The 18,456-nt window shown below is 32.2% G+C and carries 19 protein-coding genes; 14 read left to right on the plus strand and 5 right to left on the minus strand.

All coding sequences use genetic code 11. The features are described 5' to 3' along the window. Nucleotide 1: 1 nt before the first annotated feature. Entirely contained in the window at nucleotides 2-727 is a 726-nt protein-coding gene (locus HNV08_RS15485) for a hypothetical protein (protein ID WP_173282270.1), read from the minus strand. Between the two features lie 155 nt (nucleotides 728-882). Here HNV08_RS15485 and HNV08_RS15490 point away from each other — a divergent pair, with 155 nt between their 5' ends. The 8 genes from HNV08_RS15490 to HNV08_RS15525 all read left to right on the plus strand — a co-directional run bounded on the left by HNV08_RS15490 (nucleotide 883) and on the right by HNV08_RS15525 (nucleotide 7,389). Further along, complete coding sequence (locus HNV08_RS15490; protein ID WP_173282271.1) at nucleotides 883-2,319, plus strand: ATP-dependent DNA helicase; 1,437 nt, start codon at nucleotides 883-885, stop codon at nucleotides 2,317-2,319. Between the two features lie 12 nt (nucleotides 2,320-2,331). Further along, nucleotides 2,332-2,979 carry a DUF2459 domain-containing protein gene (locus HNV08_RS15495; RefSeq protein WP_173282272.1) on the plus strand — a complete coding sequence of 216 codons (648 nt, stop codon included), beginning with the start codon at nucleotides 2,332-2,334 and terminating at the stop codon, nucleotides 2,977-2,979. Between the two features lie 43 nt (nucleotides 2,980-3,022). Beyond that, nucleotides 3,023-3,589, plus strand: coding sequence for a DUF4126 domain-containing protein (locus HNV08_RS15500; protein ID WP_173282345.1), 567 nt, complete (start codon nucleotides 3,023-3,025; stop codon nucleotides 3,587-3,589). Between the two features lie 75 nt (nucleotides 3,590-3,664). Next, nucleotides 3,665-4,393, plus strand: coding sequence for a 3-deoxy-manno-octulosonate cytidylyltransferase (gene kdsB / locus HNV08_RS15505; protein WP_241697243.1), 729 nt, complete (start codon nucleotides 3,665-3,667; stop codon nucleotides 4,391-4,393). Then, nucleotides 4,384-5,088, plus strand: coding sequence for an HAD family hydrolase (locus HNV08_RS15510; RefSeq protein WP_173282273.1), 705 nt, complete (start codon nucleotides 4,384-4,386; stop codon nucleotides 5,086-5,088). Before kdsB ends, HNV08_RS15510 begins: the two co-directional genes overlap by 10 nt. Nucleotides 5,089-5,091: 3 nt before the next feature. Further along, nucleotides 5,092-5,715 (plus strand): CatA-like O-acetyltransferase, encoded by a 624-nt coding sequence (locus HNV08_RS15515; protein WP_173282274.1) that lies wholly within the window; start codon nucleotides 5,092-5,094, stop codon nucleotides 5,713-5,715. A gap of 41 nt (nucleotides 5,716-5,756) precedes the next feature. Continuing rightward, the gene (locus HNV08_RS15520) at nucleotides 5,757-6,839 is read left to right on the plus strand and encodes an iron-containing alcohol dehydrogenase family protein (protein WP_241697244.1); all 1,083 of its coding nucleotides are present in this window, start codon (nucleotides 5,757-5,759) and stop codon (nucleotides 6,837-6,839) included. A 1-nt stretch (nucleotide 6,840) separates the two neighbouring features. Beyond that, nucleotides 6,841-7,389 carry a 1-acyl-sn-glycerol-3-phosphate acyltransferase gene (locus HNV08_RS15525; protein WP_173282275.1) on the plus strand — a complete coding sequence of 183 codons (549 nt, stop codon included), beginning with the start codon at nucleotides 6,841-6,843 and terminating at the stop codon, nucleotides 7,387-7,389. A 106-nt stretch (nucleotides 7,390-7,495) separates the two neighbouring features. On the opposite strand, the gene HNV08_RS15530 is transcribed toward HNV08_RS15525, so the two are convergent. Both HNV08_RS15530 and HNV08_RS15535 read right to left on the minus strand, forming a co-directional pair. Further along, a complete protein-coding gene (locus HNV08_RS15530) occupies nucleotides 7,496-7,969 on the minus strand; it encodes a nuclear transport factor 2 family protein (protein ID WP_173282276.1) in 474 nt (157 codons plus the stop codon). A 175-nt stretch (nucleotides 7,970-8,144) separates the two neighbouring features. After that, complete coding sequence (locus HNV08_RS15535; protein WP_173282277.1) at nucleotides 8,145-9,242, minus strand: heparan-alpha-glucosaminide N-acetyltransferase domain-containing protein; 1,098 nt, start codon at nucleotides 9,240-9,242, stop codon at nucleotides 8,145-8,147. 269 nt (nucleotides 9,243-9,511) lie between these two features. On the opposite strand from HNV08_RS15535, the gene HNV08_RS15540 reads away from it, so the two are divergent. Next, nucleotides 9,512-10,897, plus strand: coding sequence for an alanine/glycine:cation symporter family protein (locus HNV08_RS15540; protein WP_173282278.1), 1,386 nt, complete (start codon nucleotides 9,512-9,514; stop codon nucleotides 10,895-10,897). A gap of 75 nt (nucleotides 10,898-10,972) precedes the next feature. Here HNV08_RS15540 and HNV08_RS15545 read toward each other — a convergent pair whose 3' ends face one another. After that, complete coding sequence (locus tag HNV08_RS15545; protein ID WP_173282279.1) at nucleotides 10,973-11,899, minus strand: AraC family transcriptional regulator; 927 nt, start codon at nucleotides 11,897-11,899, stop codon at nucleotides 10,973-10,975. Between the two features lie 174 nt (nucleotides 11,900-12,073). Here HNV08_RS15545 and HNV08_RS15550 point away from each other — a divergent pair, with 174 nt between their 5' ends. The 4 genes from HNV08_RS15550 (at nucleotide 12,074) to HNV08_RS15565 (ending at nucleotide 17,496) form a co-directional block, all read left to right on the plus strand. Continuing rightward, nucleotides 12,074-13,573, plus strand: coding sequence for an aldehyde dehydrogenase family protein (locus HNV08_RS15550; protein WP_173282280.1), 1,500 nt, complete (start codon nucleotides 12,074-12,076; stop codon nucleotides 13,571-13,573). Nucleotides 13,574-13,640: 67 nt separating this feature from the next. Continuing rightward, entirely contained in the window at nucleotides 13,641-13,997 is a 357-nt protein-coding gene (locus HNV08_RS15555; RefSeq protein ID WP_173282281.1) for a DUF779 domain-containing protein, read from the plus strand. Nucleotides 13,998-14,031: 34 nt separating this feature from the next. Further along, a complete protein-coding gene (gene acs, locus HNV08_RS15560) occupies nucleotides 14,032-15,939 on the plus strand; it encodes an acetate--CoA ligase (RefSeq protein ID WP_173282282.1) in 1,908 nt (635 codons plus the stop codon). An 87-nt stretch (nucleotides 15,940-16,026) separates the two neighbouring features. Further along, nucleotides 16,027-17,496 carry a T9SS type A sorting domain-containing protein gene (locus HNV08_RS15565; RefSeq protein ID WP_173282283.1) on the plus strand — a complete coding sequence of 490 codons (1,470 nt, stop codon included), beginning with the start codon at nucleotides 16,027-16,029 and terminating at the stop codon, nucleotides 17,494-17,496. An 11-nt stretch (nucleotides 17,497-17,507) separates the two neighbouring features. Here the strand turns inward: HNV08_RS15565 and HNV08_RS15570 are convergent, their stop codons facing one another. Next, nucleotides 17,508-17,675: a hypothetical protein gene (locus HNV08_RS15570; protein WP_173282284.1), complete on the minus strand. Its 168-nt coding sequence runs from the start codon at nucleotides 17,673-17,675 to the stop codon at nucleotides 17,508-17,510. Between the two features lie 83 nt (nucleotides 17,676-17,758). Between HNV08_RS15570 and HNV08_RS15575 the strand changes: the two genes are divergently transcribed. Further along, nucleotides 17,759-18,418 (plus strand): HAD family hydrolase, encoded by a 660-nt coding sequence (locus HNV08_RS15575; protein WP_173282348.1) that lies wholly within the window; start codon nucleotides 17,759-17,761, stop codon nucleotides 18,416-18,418. Nucleotides 18,419-18,456 lie beyond the last annotated feature (38 nt).

An 18,456-nucleotide genomic window follows, 5' to 3' on the forward strand; every position in this document is an offset into this window, starting at 1 on the left:
ACTATTCTTTGTTTGTATAACTTTTTGGCCAGTTTCCTTTTGTGAAAACTTCGTCCATAGATCCTACTGTTAAAGCTGATCCATTAACACCATCTACAGAAACTACTTGGTTTTCTTTAATGACTAAGTCTTTATCTTGGTCATCTAAAACTATAGATTTTTCCACACTTGCTTCAAATACTGGGTATTCTTCTAGCTTACCTGCTTTTAAAGTAAATTTTGCGCCTGGTTTACCAATACCAACAGTCATCATTTGTTTGTAGCGATCGCTTCCTCCAAATATAGAATCTTTCACAGAATAGAAACTTAAAGTGTCTATTAAGGTTAATGTTTTAAACGTTTCAACACCACCAAAAGCACGTGTTCTTTCTTCATCTAAAACTAAAGTATCACGTCTTTGCGTAATTGGCACTTTTCCTGTTTCTACAAAATTGATTAATTTATCAAAACTGTCCGTGTATGTTCCGTGAACATCTTTATATGCTAATTCTGAGTCTCTTATGTCTATTAGTTTTTCAATAACTACTTTAAAACGTTCTTCTTTTAATTGATTGAATTTAATTTCATCATAAACTAGATTAAACGTTATATAGCCTAGAAAAAATATTAATGCCCAAAGTAATAAATTAATTACTGGTTTAATTTTTTTAGGAACAAACTTGTCTATTGCCCAAACAATTCCAATGGTTAACAGTATGAGAGCTACAATTGCTAATATTACATTCATGTTGTTTATTTATTAATTAAGGTGTATACGCAAATCTACAATTTTTTTTTGTTGGTTAAAACTATCTAAATAAAATTAATTAAAAAACTATTTCTTATTAAAAAATAAACCTATTAAATATAGAATACTGTATATTGCTTTATAATTATTTCTTTATGATTTCTAATGCTTCTGCATTCTATTCTCTTTTAAAATCAAAATTTCCATTTACACCAACATCTAAGCAAGATATGGTGTTAATGCAGTTGTCACAGTTTTTATTTGACAGTAATAAAAATTCAATCTATCTATTAAAAGGTTATGCTGGTACGGGAAAAACAAGCATAATAGGTACAATTGTTTCTAATTTATGGCAGGCAAAAAAAAGTGCGGTTTTATTGGCGCCAACTGGTAGAGCTGCTAAAGTCATTGCAAATTATTCTAAAAAAGAGGCCTTTACCATTCATAAAAAAATATATTTTCCTAAAAAAGATAAAGGTGGAGGCGTCAATTTTGTAATGCAACCTAATAAGCACAGACATACTATTTTTATTGTAGATGAAGCGTCTATGATACCTGATACGCCTTCAGATTCTAAAGCAATTGATAGCAGTTCATTACTAGATGACTTAATGCGTTATGTTTATTCTGGCCATGAGTGTAAGTTACTATTAATAGGAGATAAGGCGCAATTACCTCCTGTGAAATCTGATTTAAGTCCGGCGTTAGATCAAAAGAAGCTGAGTTTAAACTATAACAAAGATGTAGTTGGTATAGAATTAGATGAAGTTGTAAGACAAGAGCAAAATTCTGGTATCCTTAGTAATGCGACAGAGTTAAGAGCTGTTTTAGAATCTAATTTTTATGATAGTTTTAAATTTGATCTAAATGGTTTTACAGATAGTGTTCGTCTTATAGATGGTTACGAGATTATGGATGCCATTAACGATGCATATAGTAATGACGGCTATGAAGAAACCGCTATTATAGTTAGAAGTAACAAACGTGCAAATGCTTATAATCAGCAAATAAGACAAAGAATACTCTTTAATGAATCTGAATTGTCCGCTGGAGATTACTTAATGGTGGTAAAGAACAATTACTTCTGGATAAAACCTACTACTGAAGCTGGGTTTATTGCAAATGGCGATATCATTGAAGTGCTAGAAATATTTAGTATTAAAGAATTATATGGTTTTAGATTTGCCGAAGTCAAAGTAAAAATGGTAGATTATCCTAATATGAAACCTTTTGAAACCGTTTTACTATTAGATACTATTGATGTAGAAAGCGCCTCATTAAGCTATGAAGCGTCTAATAGATTATACCAAGAAGTTTCTAAAGATTTTGAAGAAGAACCGTCTAAATATAAACGCTTTTTAGGTGTTAAAAATAATAAGTTTTTTAATGCCTTACAGGTTAAGTTTTCTTATGCTATTACTTGCCATAAATCGCAAGGTGGTCAATGGAATACTATTTTTGTAGAACAACCTTATTTACCAAATGGAATGGATAGAGATTATATTCGTTGGTTGTATACAGCCATTACAAGAGCCAAAGAAAAACTATATTTAATTGGGTTTAAGGATGAGATGTTTGTAGAGAAAGATTAATAGTAGATTGAGATGAAATTAATAAAGAGGATTTTTAAATGGATTGTTTATATACTATTAATCCCTTTTACTTATCTAATTATATCATTAATCCTGAGTTATATTACAATAGACAGAAAAGAACAGCAAGCAGATTTTAGTAAATCAATATACTTATCTACAAATGGTGTACATTTAGATATTGTAATTCCGAAAGAAAATTTAGATAGTTTAGTGTTAAAAGATTTAAAACACTTTGAACCTGAAGCGTATTTTTCTTTTGGTTGGGGAGATGAAAATTTTTATATAAATACACCTACCTGGAATGATCTTACGGTAAAAAATGCATTTAGTGCCTTAATTCTCAAGAGTTCAACACTTATGCATGTAACGAGATATAAAGAAAAGCGTTCAAATTGGATAGAAGTTAAAGTGAATGCTTCAGAATTAAAAAAGGTAAATGCTTATTTATTGAATACTTTTGAAACGAATAAAGATGGACAAAAAATAACACTTAATAATAAAGGATATACTTCTAAAGATGACTTTTACAAAGCTAAGGGAAGCTATTCTTGTATTAATACATGTAATAGTTGGGTAAATAATGGATTTAAGGAAGCAGGATTAAAAGCGTGTTTATGGACGCCTTTTGATTTTGTACTTTTAAAAAAGCATCAGTAATTTGAGCACAATGCCTTATTGATATAATTTAATAACTTATTAAATTTTTATGGAAACAATTCTAAGTATATTTTTAGGTATCGGACTTGCAGCTTCGGTTGGCTTTAGGGTGTTTTTACCCTTATTTGCGTTAAGTTTAGCTGCTTATTTCAATGTTTGGGAACTTAATGAATCTTGGGAGTGGATTGGGAGTACAACGGCTGTCATCACTTTAGGTATCGCCACATTAGTTGAGATAGTTGCTTACTATATACCTATTGTAGATAACGCATTAGATACTATTGCTATTCCATTAGCAACCATAGCAGGAACAGCAGTTATGGTCTCAACAGTTGCAGATTTAAGTCCTGTGATTACTTGGGCATTAGCCATAATAGCAGGAGGAGGAACAGCTGCTGCTGTAAAGAGTTCGGCAGGTGTAACGCGTGCTGGTTCTACGGTGTCTACAGCAGGTTTTGGAAACCCTATTGTCTCTACCATAGAAACAGGGTCGTCCATAGTGATGTCTATTGTGTCTATATTTTTACCAATTTTAGCAATACTATTTGTCCTTTTTATTTTTTATATCATCTATAAGATTTATAAAAAAATAAGACCAAGTTCCAGCTAAATATCAAAATATCAAATCAGTTTTTAAAGTCGATTTTAAATCTTATTTTTGAAAATACTCACACAATTCATATAGATGAAAATAATCTCCATGATTCCTGCACGATATAGTGCATCGCGTTTTCCAGGTAAATTGATGCAAAATTTAGCAGGAAAATCAGTAATTCTTAGAACATACGAGGCCACTGTTGCTACAAAATTGTTTAGCGAAGTATACGTGGTTACAGATAGTGAAATAATCTTTAACGAGATAGAATCTCATGGTGGTAAAGCAATCATGAGCGTAAAAACACATGAGTCTGGTAGCGATAGAATTGCCGAAGCCGTAGCTGATATAGATTGTGATATTGTTATTAATGTACAAGGTGATGAGCCATTTACTGAACGCGAAAGTTTAGCCAAGGTTATAGACGTGTTTAAAGATGACAAGGAAAAAGAAATCGATTTGGCGTCTCTTATGGTAGAAATTAAAGATTGGGAAGAAATTAGCAATCCTAATACTGTAAAAGTTATTGTAGATCAAGAAAGTTTTGCGCTTTATTTTTCAAGAAGTCCAATTCCTTTTCCTAGAGATAAAGAAGTGCGTACAAGATATTTTAAGCACAAAGGTATTTATGCCTTTAGAAAAGAAGCGATATTAGATTTTGCGGTTTTACCAATGCAATTTCTTGAAGCGACAGAAAAAATTGAATGTATAAGATATTTAGAATACGGCAAACGTATTAAAATGGTTGAAACCACAATAGAAGGTGTAGAAATTGATACACCAGAAGATTTAGAACGAGCAAAGAAGTTGTGGAAGTAAATTACAAAAACATAAAAGTTATTGGCTTTGATGCTGATGATACGCTATGGGTTAACGAAACCTATTTTAGAGCTGCTGAAGAAGAAGCAGGTCGGTTATTATCGCGTTTTGAAACTCCTAATAAAATAGATCAAGAACTCTTTAAAATGGAAATTAAAAACCTACCAACCTACGGTTATGGTGTAAAAGGTTTTATACTTTCTATGATTGAGTTAGCGCTAGATTTATCTAATAATACGGTTTCTAATGAAGTGATTGCAGAAATGCTAGCTATAGGTAAGGATATGATTAATAAACCTATTGAGTTGTTAGAAGGTGTAGAGGATGTACTTAAGGCTTTATCTAAAGATTACAAATTAATTGTAGCTACTAAAGGTGATTTATTAGACCAAGAACGAAAATTAGAAAAATCGGGTTTGCTTAAGTATTTTCATCATATTGAAGTATTAAGTGAAAAACAAGAATCAAATTACTCTAAGTTGTTAAATCATTTAGATATTGCTCCAGAGGCGTTTTTAATGATAGGCAACTCACTCAAATCAGATATTTTGCCTTTAGTAAAACTTGGAGCTAAAGCCATACATGTACCGTTTCATACAACTTGGCAACATGAAACTGTAACTAAAAATGAAGCCAATGGAACTGGTTACACTACAGTAACGTGTTTGTCTGAAATTTTAAACTTTTTTAAATAGCGTTTGAGAGTACTAGACAAACATACTTGGAATAGGCAGGCGCATTTTGAATTTTTCAACACATTCGTAGATCCCTATTTTGGTGTCACATTTAAGGTAGATGTGACAAAAGCTTACGCATTATCTCGTGCAAAGGACGTGTCGTTTTTTGTGAAATATTTACATGCAACAATGCAAGCAATTAATGATGTTGAAAACTTAAGATACCGAATAAACGAATTAAATGAAGTGGTGGTCTATGACAAAATTCATGCATCGCCAACAATTCTACGACCTAATAATACCTTTGGATTTACGTTTGTAAATTATGATGAGGATTTTTTTAAATTTCAAAATAATTTTTTGAATGAAAAGGATAGAGTATTTAATACAAACGATCTTTTTCCACCGATTAACTCTATAGATTGTGTGCATTGTTCATCTTTGCCTTGGGTTAATTTTACAGGCCATAAAGAACCGTTTAATGGTGCTAAAGATTCAGTTCCAAAAATAGCATTTAGTAAGATGGAAAGTAAGGGGTCTAAAAAAGAAATGCAAATTGCAATTAGTGTTAATCATGCCTTGGTAGATGGCTACCATATTGGGTTGTTTAATGAAAAATTACAATTTCATTTAAATAGGTCGTAAATATGAATGAAGTTGTTATTTTTGTTAAAGATATAAAGTAAATGATATATAAAAATTATCCAATGGTGTCTAGAGTCGTTTTTGGACGAGGGAGTTTCAATCAACTCGATGAAATTCTGGCTTCAAAACGTAAAGGACGAAATGCACCATTTATATTTTATGTAGATGATGTGTTTAAAGGCAATCATTGGTTAACCTCTAGAATTACGTTATCCTACAAGGATAAAATAATTTATGTACCAACAACAGAAGAGCCAAAGACAGGACAAATAGACCAATATGTAGAAGACCTTATACTAGAACATAGTGAGCTACCTTCTGGTATAATTGGTATTGGAGGTGGCATTGTTATGGATATTGCTAAGGCAGTATCTCTAATGCTAACAAATAAAGGTGAGTCTAAAGATTACCAAGGTTGGGATCTAATTAAGCAACCAGCAATCTATCATGTAGGCGTGCCTACCATTTCGGGAACAGGTGCTGAAGTATCTAGAACAACCATTTTAACAGGCCCTATACGTAAGTTGGGAATAAATAGTGATTATACACCATTTGATCAAGTTATATTAGATCCAGAATTAACAAAAGACGTACCAAAAGACCAATGGTTTTATACAGGTATGGATTGCTTTGTACACTGTGTAGAATCATTAAATGGCACCTTTTTAAATGCGTTTAGTCAGAGTTATGGAGAAAAAGCTTTTGAACTCTGTAAAGAAATCTTTTTAGAAGATACTTTATCTAAAGAAGACGCCCAAGCAAAATTAATGATGGCTTCATGGCATGGCGGAATGAGTATTGCGTACTCTCAAGTAGGTGTAGCACATGCTTTAAGTTATGGTTTAGGTTACCTTTTAGGAATTAAACATGGAATAGGTAATTGTATAGTGTTCGATCAATTAGAAGACTATTATCCTGAAGGTGTGGCTTTATTTAAACAAATGAAAGCTAAGCATAATATAGATTTACCTCAAGGTGTTTGTTCAAATTTAGAACCTTACGAATTTGAAAAAATGATTGATGTGGCCTTAAGTTTAGAGCCACTATGGGAAAACGCCATAGGAAAAAACTGGAAAACTATAATGACAAGACAAAAGCTTCTGGAGCTTTACAAAAAAATGTAATATGCGCTGGTTGGCTAAATTTATTTATTTCAAAGCTCTCGGTTGGAAAGTCGTAGGGAATACTAATTTTTCTAAGAACTCTATTAAAAAGGCTGTAATTATTGCGGCACCTCATACCAGTTGGAGTGATTTTTACATCTCGCTATTATTGAGAAAAGTTACACAGTTAAAAACGAGTTTTATTGGTAAAAAAGAACTTTTTACATGGCCATTTGGTTATTATTTTAGAGCTGTTGGAGGACAAGCATTAGATAGAACACCTGGTCAAAACAAAGTAGAAGCCATTGCTAAATTATTTGAAGGGAAAGAAGAGTTTAGACTTGTATTATCTCCTGAAGGAACAAGGAAAAAGGTAGATCAATGGAAAACCGGCTTTTACTATATAGCTAAAAAAGCAAATGTACCTATAATAATGTACACGTTTGATTTTAAAAATAAACAGAATAAAGTATCACAACCTTTTTATCCAACAGAAGATTTAGAAGCCGATTTTAAATTTATGAAAGCATTTTATAAAGGTGTAATAGGAAAGGTAGAAGCATATAGTTAATATTTAAATTTGGCACAAAATTTGAATTATTAATAATGCAATGAAACATAAAGTAAACTTTAAGTCCCTAAAAAGAAACATTGCCTCAAAAAGCTATCTAATTTTATTAGATAGCTTCTTTTTTTTGCAAAAATTTATCTAATAAAGTATTTGTAGATGATTGCAGTTTATTTTTAAAAAAGGCCATGCCGCCAAATAAATACCCTTTAATTCCCATAGCTTGTTTAGCCCAATTGTGTAGATCAAACACATCTGTATGTTTAATGATTAATCCATCTTTAAATTCAAATGAAGCGTCTATTTTATTATGTACTTTTCTGCCTGTTTTACTAAAAGTATAATAAGCTTCCCAATGAGCATTTCCTTGAGTATCGTTAGTCGTTATATGATTAAAAGTGACTTTAAAATCTTTGTCTTTTTGCGTAGAACATAGCATTTGCCACATACCTTTTGCTCGGTTACCTTTTAGAATTCCGAAGGCAGGATCTTCAAAAATTATCTCGTCATGATAGCAAGACGTTAAGGTTTCGCTATCACAATCATTTAATGCCGTATAAAATTTTTCAATTAGTTTTTCCATGTTTTCGTATTTATAAATAATTAATAAAACTACAAACTCTATTATTACGTAGATATAATGCTATTAATTTCTATTCCTTATATTTTTGAGGGAATTAATTGTTATGAAAAGGATGAGACCATCAATGTTTTGATGGTCTTTTTTTTGTCATATTGTTTTCTGTTTTAAAAAAAAATCACTGCGTATATCGTTTTATTTTGTCTAATAACTTAATAGTATTAGAATATACAAAGGCATTTGTTCTAACATAATAAAACGAAATTACACAAACTAATGATAAAAACATTAGAGCTCCTATAACGGCTTGCCATGGCACTAATGTTTGTCCTATAAGTTGACTTAAACCAAGACCTGTAAAACTTCCATAGATAATAATAAAATGAATCACATATATAGATAATGTCTTTTGTCCTATTTTTAAAATTATAGGTGGTTTTATAAAGTTTTCAAAGGCATAGAACAGTGCAAAAAGAATTAAAACATTTCCAAATCTTGTAAAAAGATAATTGTAATATGCTACATCTTTAAGCAATGAAATATCTAGCCAAAAATACAACTTCATAAATAGCCAAGAGGATTTGGTTATTAATGCAAATCCAAATAATAAAAAGCTGGAAACAATGAAAGATTTAAATTGTGGACGTTGCACATATCTGTAAAACAAAGTAGATATAAAAGCACCAAAAGCAACATAACCAAACCACGGAATAATGGTAAAAATTGAGCCGTTTACTTTTGTTAAATAATTAGAGAAAATTAATGGTGTATGTGGTAATTCTAAATAACGATATAGTGGTTCAGCAATAAATATAGATATACCTAATACGAGCATTATTATAGAGAACATTAAAGTTCTTTTAAAAGTAAGTTGATATATGATTACAATTAAAATTAACGATAAACCTATACATTGTAAAACATCTACAACTAAGAAATAGGAATCAAATTCGCCAATTAACCACCGAAAAACAGGAGCTCTGAGTAAATATCCAATACCTATTAGCATAAGACCTCGCATTACACCTTTGCGCATACGAAGTTTTACTTTTCCAATGCGTTTAGCTTTAATAAGTAAATAAGAAAAAATAAGTCCTGAAATAGTAAAAAAGGTTGGCGCTGTAATACCTCTTAAATATTCCCAAGCCTTAAAGATGGTGTTGCTTTGGTCTCTATATGACGGGTCTAACAAAGTGTCTATAAAATGACCTTGCAACATCATTAAGATGGCAAAAGCTCTTACAGAATCAATAAAATAAAGACGGCTAGGGTTCAAATGTTACTATGTTATTCTGCATTCATTTCTGATACTTAAATTAAAGCATCTGCAGATTGTTTTCAATGTGCTACAACATTTATAAGAATTAAATACGCTATAAATTAGAAAGACTTATATTGTTTGGTCGTTTGTTCTAAACACTTATTTAGTGTTGAGTAGCTAAGTTAGGTATTTAGAATTTTATATTCTAAAGATAAGAAGCGCAATTGAAAATTAATTATATTCCTGAGCATAAAAATACATGCTGTTTATTACATTTATCTACTATGAAAATCCTTGATGACATATTAAAGCAATTCTCAGATTTAGCTTGGGGTTTACCATTACTTATATTATTAATTGGTGGTGGATTGTATTTGTTAATTCGTTCACAGTTTTTACCTTTTAGATATTTAGGTCATGCATTAAATGTATTAAAAGGAAAGTATGATGACCCAAATGATTCTGGTCAGATTTCGCATTTCCAAGCCCTCACAACAGCGTTGTCGTCTACTATAGGTATGGGAAACATTGCAGGTGTTGCTTTGGCTATTTCGATTGGAGGACCTGGTGCAATGTTTTGGATGTGGGTAAGTGCTATTGTAGGTATGGCTACTAAATTTTTTACATCAACACTAGCAATTATGTATAGAGGTAAAGATTCTAATGGAGAAATACAAGGAGGTCCTATGTATTTTATTACAGAAGGTCTTGGTAGAAAATGGAAATTTTTAGCAGTTATGTTTAGTGTCTTTGGTATGTTAGGGGCTTTACCAGTTGTAAATGTAAATCAATTAAAACAAGCTATTAATGATATCATTCTAATTCCGAATGGCGTAGAAGTTAGCTTAATGTCTAATCTAATAATTGCGGCTGTGTTAGTGATTTTCACTTCTATTGTTATTCTTGGTGGTCTTAAAAGGATTAGTACCATTGCATCTAAATTAGTACCATCAATGGTCAGTTTATATTTTGTTTTAGTGCTAATTATTTTGGGTATAAACAATGCAGAAGTACCTAAATATTTTATTATGATTTTCACGGATGCCTTTGACGCCAATTATATCAAAGGCGATGCCGTTTTTGGAGGTGTTTTGGGTACTTTAGTTTTGTTAGGTATTAAACGAGGTGCATTTTCTAATGAAGCAGGTATCGGAACTGCACCAATGGCTCATGGTGCAGCCAAAACAGATGAGCCTGTTAGAGAAGGATTAGTTGCTATGTTAGGTCCTGTGATAGACACATTAATAGTTTGTACCTTAACTGCGTTAGCCATTTTAGTTACAGGTGTATGGCAAACCACATCTAACAATGGTGTTAGTTTAACGGCATCTGCTTTTGAGAATGCCATACCAGGCATTGGTCAATACCTTTTAATGATTTGTGTTTTTATATTTAGTATTTCTTCTTTGTTTTCATATGCATATTATGGCTCTAAGTGTATGTCATTTTTAATAGGTGCAGATAAAAAACATTATTATAATTATCTATATATTTCTAGTATTGTGGTCGCGGCAACTACAAAATTTGAAGCGATGATTAATTTTATCGATGGTGTTTTTGCTTTAATGGCTATACCAACAATGACGGCCACTTTAATACTTGCGCCTAAAGTTATTGAAGCGTTAAAAGCCTATATCAAACGATTAAATAAAAACGAGAATAAGCCGTAAATAAAATCTTAAAAGGTGATTGAAACGGAATACTATCTGAATACAATGTTTCTAACGTGTAGTTGCATTATTATTTTAGGTCTGATACGTTTTACTAATAGAAGCTTTAAACTGCTGAGGTGTCATATGCTCTGTTTTTTTGAATTGCCTATTAAAATAACTGGTATTATTAAATCCAGATTGATATGCAATTTCTGACATCCGTAAATGCTTAGATTCCTTTATAAGTTTTTTTGAAAATTTAATTTTTTCGGAATTGATATAATCAATAGGAGAAATGCCTAAGGTGTTTTTAAATTGTTTATGAAAGTGAGAGGCGCTCATATAAGCTTTTTTAGCTAACTGGTCTACTGAAATGTCCTTATTGGTTAAATTATCTTTTATAAATTTTATAACAGTACCAATTCTAGTATCATTAAATATATGAGTATCATTTATTATTAATGATTTTGCTTTGGTTTGAAGCAGTCTAACAATTAACTCTTGTATCATAAGATCAAGCAATACATCCTTAGATTTATTACTGTTTGTAAACGTATAGGTTAATCTCTCAATTAAGTGATTAACATCGGTATTGTTAATGAGGTGCGATGTAGTTTTGTCTAAGTCCCAATTGTTATTTTCGTTTTCTATAGCAACATGTTGATTAAATTTTTCTACAACTTCTTCAATTTTAGTGGTATCAATGCCTAAGGCTAAACACTGTGTTGGTTTGTCCATGGTAGCCAAAGGAAAATCAATAATCATTTCTTTATTAGTTGGCATTACAACAGATTCACCTGGAAAAAAATCAAAAGCTTCAAACCCATCGAGATGCATTATCTTTTTCCCAGTTAACATACTAGCAATTATAGGAAAGTCAAATGTTAAAGAAACCTTTTCTGCAAAAGCATGTGTTTCATATATATTAAGTTCAGCGTATTCTGCATTATAAGTTGTTCTGTTTTCTACAAGCGTAGTCAGTTTTCTTTGGCTTCTTTTATGATTAAATAATGCTTTCATACTCAATATTACAAAAATTTAATTTTAATTTTTCTTAATAAAAGTTAATAATAGATATGTTCAAAACTATAATAAATATGTTCAATTTATTTAGAATATCATAAAATACCTTTATCAAAACTAAGTATTAGTTAAAAAATAAGCTAAAAAAATAAACAATTAACAATTTAAGGTATGAGCTATTCTAAACCAAATTTTAAAGAAAAATATTACAATTTTATCAATGGGGAATTTGTGCCACCAGTAGGAGGTGACTATTTTGAAAACACGTCTCCAGTTGATGGATCCTTAATCGCAAAGTATCCAAGATCTCAAAAAGAAGACGTAGAGAATGCAGTAAATGCGGCAAATGCGGCAAAAGAAGCTTGGGGCAACACATCTGCTACAGAGCGCGCAACACTATTAAATAAGGTCGCAGACATTATTGAAGAAAATTTAGAAGCATTTGCAATAATGGAAACTTGCGATAATGGTAAGCCTATTAGAGAAACACTCAATGCAGATATTCCACTTTGCGTAGATCATTGGCGATATTTTGCAGCTTGTATAAGAGCAGAAGAAGGTAGTGCAACAGAGTTAGATAAAAATACGTTGTCTATGAATATCAAAGAGCCACTTGGCGTGGTAGGACAAATTATTCCATGGAACTTTCCGTTATTAATGTTATCGTGGAAATTACCTCCAGCATTAGCGACAGGAAACTGTGTGGTATTAAAGCCAGCCGAACAAACGCCATCTACTGCAACTCTATTGATGGAAAAAATTGCAGATGTTTTTCCTCCTGGTGTACTCAATATTATCCATGGATTTGGTCCAGAAGCAGGAAAACCTTTAGCTTCGAGCTCTAAGGTAGACAAAGTTGCTTTTACTGGAGAAACCACAACGGGTCAATTAATAATGCAATATGCCTCTAAAAACCTAAATCCTGTGACTATGGAATTAGGAGGAAAATCGCCAAATATATTTTTTAACAGTGTCATGGATGAAGATGATGCCTTTTTAGATAAGGCCATTGAAGGTGCTGTTTTGTTCGCTTTTAATCAAGGCGAGGTGTGTACGTGTCCTTCTAGAATTTTGGTGCAAGAAGATATTTATGATGCGTTTATGGAACGTGTCATTGCAAGGACAGAAGCCATTGTACAGACCAATCCTTATGATACGAATTGTATGGTAGGAGCACAAGCCTCAAACGATCAGTATGAGAAAATTCAATCGTATTTTAAAATTGGTACAGATGAAGGCGCAAAAGTGCTTACAGGTGGTTCTGCAAATAAATTAGAAGGCGATTTAGCTAATGGCTACTATATAAAGCCAACTTTATTAGAAGGACATAACAAAATGCGAGTCTTCCAAGAAGAAATATTTGGCCCAGTTGCTTGTGTTACCAAATTTAAAGATGAGGCAGAAGCATTAGAAATAGCTAATGATACACTTTATGGATTAGGAGCAGGTGTTTGGACGCGAGATGCTCATCAATTATATCAAATACCGAGAGCCATAAAAGCAGGTCGTGTTTGGGTAAACTGTTATCATGCGTATCCTGCTCATGCACCATTTGGTGGTTACAAAAAATCAGGATTTGGAAGAGAAAATCACGTTATGATGATGAGTCATTATAGACAAACCAAAAACATGCTAATTTCTTACGATAAAAATAAGTTAGGATTCTTTTAGAATTGAGTTAATAGCAATATGGCTGAATTATTACTATAATAGTTCAGCCTTTTTAATATAATAAAATATGAAGCGTATAGAGATTACAGATAAAGCAAGAGAAGTTGTAAAGCAATTAAAGGAAAAACATGGAGCATTAATTTTTCATCAAAGTGGAGGCTGTTGTGACGGAAGTGCACCAATGATTTTTGAAAAAGAAGATATGTATTTAGATGAAAGTGATATACTTCTTGGTCAAATAGAAGGGGTTAATTTTTATATGAATCAAGATCAATTTGAGTATTGGAAACATACACATTTAACAGTAGATGTTACCGAAGGACGAGGCGCTAGTTTTTCTTTAGAAATACCTTTAGGATTACGTTTTTTAATTCGTTCTAGATTATTAACTACAGAAGAAGCTTCTTTTTTTAATTCAAAATAACTACCTTTTTAATCTAAAATAAACTAATATCATAATGAGTAATTACCACATAAAACATTTAGAAGAATATTATCAAGTTTATAGAAAATCAGTGAGAAATCCTGAAGTGTTTTGGGAAGAAATAGCAGAAGAACATTTCTTATGGCGAAAAAAATGGGATAAAGTTCTTAGTTGGGATTTTAAAAAACCCAAAGTAAAATGGTTTGAAGGTGCAGAATTAAACATCACTGAAAATTGTATAGATCGTCACTTATACACAAGAGGAGATAAAACAGCCATTATTTTTGAACCCAATAATAAAGAAGATGAAGCGGAACATATTACCTATAAGCAATTGCACGAGCGTGTTTGTAGATTCGCAAATGTATTATTAGATAAAGGAATAAAAAAAGGAGATCGCGTATGTATTTATCTTCCAATGATTCCAGAATTAGCAATTGCAACATTGGCTTGTGCGCGTATTGGTGCAATTCATTCTGTCGTTTTTGCAGGTTTTTCTTCCACAGCATTGGCTACTCGAATAAATGATTCTGAATGTAAAATGGTTATAACAAGTGATGGTTCTTATCGTGGTCCTAAAACAATAGATTTAAAAGGAATTGTAGATGAGGCCTTAGAAGATTGTACAACCATTGAATCTGTTTTAGTTGCCAAACGCATTAATTCTGATGTTCAAATGAAAGCAGATCGAGATTATTGGTTACAACCACTTTTAGATGATGCTTATAGTGATTGTGTGCCAGAAATAATGAAAGCAGAAGATCCCTTGTTTATTTTGTATACATCAGGTTCTACTGGGAAACCTAAAGGGATGGTGCATACAACTGCAGGCTATATGGTTTATACCGCTTACACATTTAAAAATGTTTTTCAATATACAGAGAATGATGTGTATTGGTGTACCGCTGATATAGGCTGGATTACAGGACATAGTTATATTGTTTATGGCCCATTGTGTAATGGTGCAACAACGGTAATGTTTGAAGGTGTACCAAGCTATCCAGATTTTGGTCGATTTTGGGAGATAGTTGAAAAGCATAAAGTCAATCAGTTTTATACAGCTCCAACGGCCATAAGAGCACTCGCAAAAGAAGGTATTGATCATTTAGAAAAGCACAATTTATCTTCTATAAAAGTATTAGGTACTGTAGGCGAACCTATAAATGAAGAAGCTTGGCATTGGTACGATGATAATGTAGGGAAGAAGAAAGCACCTATCGTTGATACCTGGTGGCAAACTGAAACAGGAGGTATTATGATTTCTCCAATAGCGTTTGCGACACCTACAAAACCAACTTATGCAACCTTACCTTTTATAGGCGTGCAGCCTGCTTTGATGGATGAAAAAGGTACAGAGATAAAAGGCAACCAAGTAGATGGTAGGCTTTGTATTAAATTTCCTTGGCCAAGTATGGCTAGAACCATTTGGGGAAATCATCAGCGTTATAAAGAGACCTATTTTTCGGCATATGACAATATGTATTTTACTGGTGATGGCGCTTTAAGAGATGAAGTTGGTTATTATAGAATAACTGGTAGAGTAGATGATGTTATTATTGTTTCTGGTCATAATTTAGGAACGGCTCCCATTGAAGATGCCATTAACGAACATCCTGCCGTTGCAGAAAGTGCGATAGTTGGTTTTCCGCATGACGTTAAAGGCAATGCCTTGTATGGTTATGTGACATTAAAAGAAACTGGCGAAAGCAGAAATCACGATAACCTTCGTAAGGAAATTAACCAATTAATTACCGAGCAAATAGGACCCATTGCGAAGCTAAATAAAATTCAGTTTACAAACGGATTACCTAAAACAAGAAGTGGGAAAATTATGCGACGTATTCTTAGAAAAATTGCATGTAATGAAACGGATCAATTAGGCGATACAAGCACATTGTTAAATCCAGAAGTTGTTCAAGATATTATGGATAATGTTTTGTAAATAACGTTTTAGATAAAAAAGATAGGTAGTAGTCCAAATACTACATTTTACTCGTACATATTACAAGCCAAAAAAACAGCAGGTATTATGAAGTTACATCTACTTATCTTTTTTTCAGTATTCTTTTTTACTAATTATGCGCAAGATTTATCTCAAGGTTATATTGCAAATGATCTGGCGACGCATGCTATGCAACCGTTAGATAAACCAGATTACCTTTCAGGTGTAACAGATCCTTCTTTTCCAAGTACCACTATTGTAAGAATTTCTGATGCCGCTCCAGGAGGCTATATTACGCCAATGTATAGTACAATCCAAGCCTGGAATGCCAATGAAAGCTTGTTAATTTTATATTCTAATGCAAATGGTCATCAACTTTTAAACGGTACGGATTATACCTTAATTAGAAATTTAACAGACGTTTCACCAGATGATATAGAAACCATTATTTGGCATTTTACCAACCCAGAATTGTTGTATTATCATGAAAATTCTACAGACGATTTTATTGAATACAATGCCGTAACACAAACAAAAACTACACTATTTAACTTCAATACAATTTCTGGATGTAATGAGGGCATATCGTTAGGTAATAACATACAAATGATGTCGTGGGATAGCGATGTTGTTGGATTTAGATGTGGTAATTCTTCAGTGTACTATTATAGAATTTCTACAAGCACATTAACAGAGTTTAATATTTCAGATGTTGCGTACACCGCACCAATGCCATTTCCAAGTGGTAATTTGTTTTTTCATCAAGGCAACGTTTATGATATTAATGGAGATTTTGTGAGGTCATTTAATGTCAGTGGTCTAGAACATTCTTGTTTAGGAAAACTAAGTAATGGTGATGATGCCTATTTTGCTATTGGATTTGAAGTCGGACCAAATGGAGGATGTCAAGGAACTCTTGTGGCACATAATGCTACTAACGGAAATTGTTTTCCGGTAACGCCAACATCAGATTATGGTTATCCGCAATCTGGTACACATATTTCATCCTTAGCACATAAAAACACTGAAGGTGGTTGGGTTGCTGTAAGTATGATGGGTTATGACTTAGATGGACAAGACTTACTAGATCAAGAACTGTTTATTGCTAAAGTAAACGAAAATGATGCTAACGTTTATCGTGTTGCTCATCATAGATCTGATGAAGAAGACGTAGACTACTTTGGAGAGCCTCACGTTACCATCAGTCCTAGCGGAACACGTTTGTTATTTGGGTCGGATTGGAGTGGAGTAGAAGATGGTGTTTCTGTAGATAGTTATGTCGCTGAGTTAAATGCTTATACGTTGTCTCAATCTAATTATAGTTATGAATCTGTTTCAATTTATCCCAACCCAGTAAACGATGAGTTATCCATAAAACCTAGTCATTTCATATTAAACAGTTATAGAATTTACAATATACTTGGTGAAGATATATTAAGTTCAGATTCTGTTTTAGACAATGCTATTAATGTAGAAAATTTAAGACGTGGTATTTATTTTATACAATTAAATACACAAAATGAAAATCAGGTGTTGTTAAAATTTATAAAGCAATAATTCATAGTTCACTACGATGAGTTAGAAGCATCGTTCTTTGCTTTTGCTTTTTCAATAATTGCTCTTAATCTTGCCTTTCGTTCTGCATCTTTTGATTTAATTTTATTCTTTTTCTGAGCAATAAGTTTACTATGTTTCGCCTTGTTATTGGTGTTTTTTTCTTTACCCTTTTTTGCCATTATAGATTTTTCTTTAATAATGAAATTTCTCGTTGCACTCAAAAAGACACTTTACTATCTTCGTGGCTAAATTAATATATTTTATGCTCAAAGCTGTATTATTCGACATGGACGGTGTTATTGTAGACACAGAACCTTTACATCGTAAAGCGTATTTTCAAATGTTTAACGATGTTAATATAGACGTTGATGAAACGCTTTATGAATCATTTACAGGACAGTCTACCATTAATATTTGTAAGCGCTTGGTAGATCATTTTAATTGTGATACATCACCAGAGAATTTGGTTAAGATAAAACGCAAACATTTTAAGTTTTTGTTTGAACACGATTCTAGTTTAGTCTTAATTGATGGTGTTTTAGATCGTATAAAAGATTATTATGTCAATGGCGTGAAATTGGTTGTGGCATCTTCGGCATCCATGCCAAATATAGAGCGTATATTCAATCGATTTGATTTAAATCCATATTTTATGGGAAAATTTAGTGGCGCAGATTTAGAAAAATCAAAACCACATCCCGAAATATTTTTAAAAGCAGCCCAACATACAAAATGTGAAAAATCTGAATGTATGGTTATAGAAGACTCTACGAATGGTATACAAGCCGCACATGCTGCAGGTATTTTTTGTGCAGGATTTAAAAGTGAACATTCATCTGGTCAAGATTATACATTGGCTAACATTGTAGTCTCTAGTTTTGAAGAGTTGTCTTTCGATAAACAAAAAATATTTTTCAAATAATTGAAGTTATTGGTGCAATGTGAGTGCGGGATTTTAAC

It is taken from the genome of Winogradskyella eckloniae, from assembly GCF_013249045.1.
Taxonomy (GTDB): Bacteria; Bacteroidota; Bacteroidia; order Flavobacteriales; family Flavobacteriaceae; genus Winogradskyella; species Winogradskyella eckloniae.

Excerpts from the sequence above, each read along its gene's own strand:
- HNV08_RS15570 (WP_173282284.1), bottom strand. The coding sequence starts at position 17,675 with ATGGCAAAAAAGGGTAAAGAAAAAAACACCAATAACAAGGCGAAACAT.
- HNV08_RS15545 (WP_173282279.1), bottom strand. The coding sequence starts at position 11,899 with ATGAAAGCATTATTTAATCATAAAAGAAGCCAAAGAAAACTGACTACG.
- HNV08_RS15485 (WP_173282270.1), bottom strand. The coding sequence starts at position 727 with ATGAATGTAATATTAGCAATTGTAGCTCTCATACTGTTAACCATTGGA.
- HNV08_RS15520 (WP_241697244.1), top strand. The coding sequence starts at position 5,757 with ATGATATATAAAAATTATCCAATGGTGTCTAGAGTCGTTTTTGGACGA.
- HNV08_RS15575 (WP_173282348.1), top strand. The coding sequence starts at position 17,759 with ATGCTCAAAGCTGTATTATTCGACATGGACGGTGTTATTGTAGACACA.
- HNV08_RS15495 (WP_173282272.1), top strand. The coding sequence starts at position 2,332 with ATGAAATTAATAAAGAGGATTTTTAAATGGATTGTTTATATACTATTA.
- HNV08_RS15540 (WP_173282278.1), top strand. The coding sequence starts at position 9,512 with ATGAAAATCCTTGATGACATATTAAAGCAATTCTCAGATTTAGCTTGG.
- HNV08_RS15530 (WP_173282276.1), bottom strand. The coding sequence starts at position 7,969 with ATGGAAAAACTAATTGAAAAATTTTATACGGCATTAAATGATTGTGAT.
- HNV08_RS15565 (WP_173282283.1), top strand. The coding sequence starts at position 16,027 with ATGAAGTTACATCTACTTATCTTTTTTTCAGTATTCTTTTTTACTAAT.
- HNV08_RS15525 (WP_173282275.1), top strand. The coding sequence starts at position 6,841 with ATGCGCTGGTTGGCTAAATTTATTTATTTCAAAGCTCTCGGTTGGAAA.
- acs (WP_173282282.1), top strand. The coding sequence starts at position 14,032 with ATGAGTAATTACCACATAAAACATTTAGAAGAATATTATCAAGTTTAT.
- kdsB (WP_241697243.1), top strand. The coding sequence starts at position 3,665 with ATGAAAATAATCTCCATGATTCCTGCACGATATAGTGCATCGCGTTTT.
- HNV08_RS15550 (WP_173282280.1), top strand. The coding sequence starts at position 12,074 with ATGAGCTATTCTAAACCAAATTTTAAAGAAAAATATTACAATTTTATC.
- HNV08_RS15555 (WP_173282281.1), top strand. The coding sequence starts at position 13,641 with ATGAAGCGTATAGAGATTACAGATAAAGCAAGAGAAGTTGTAAAGCAA.
- HNV08_RS15490 (WP_173282271.1), top strand. The coding sequence starts at position 883 with ATGATTTCTAATGCTTCTGCATTCTATTCTCTTTTAAAATCAAAATTT.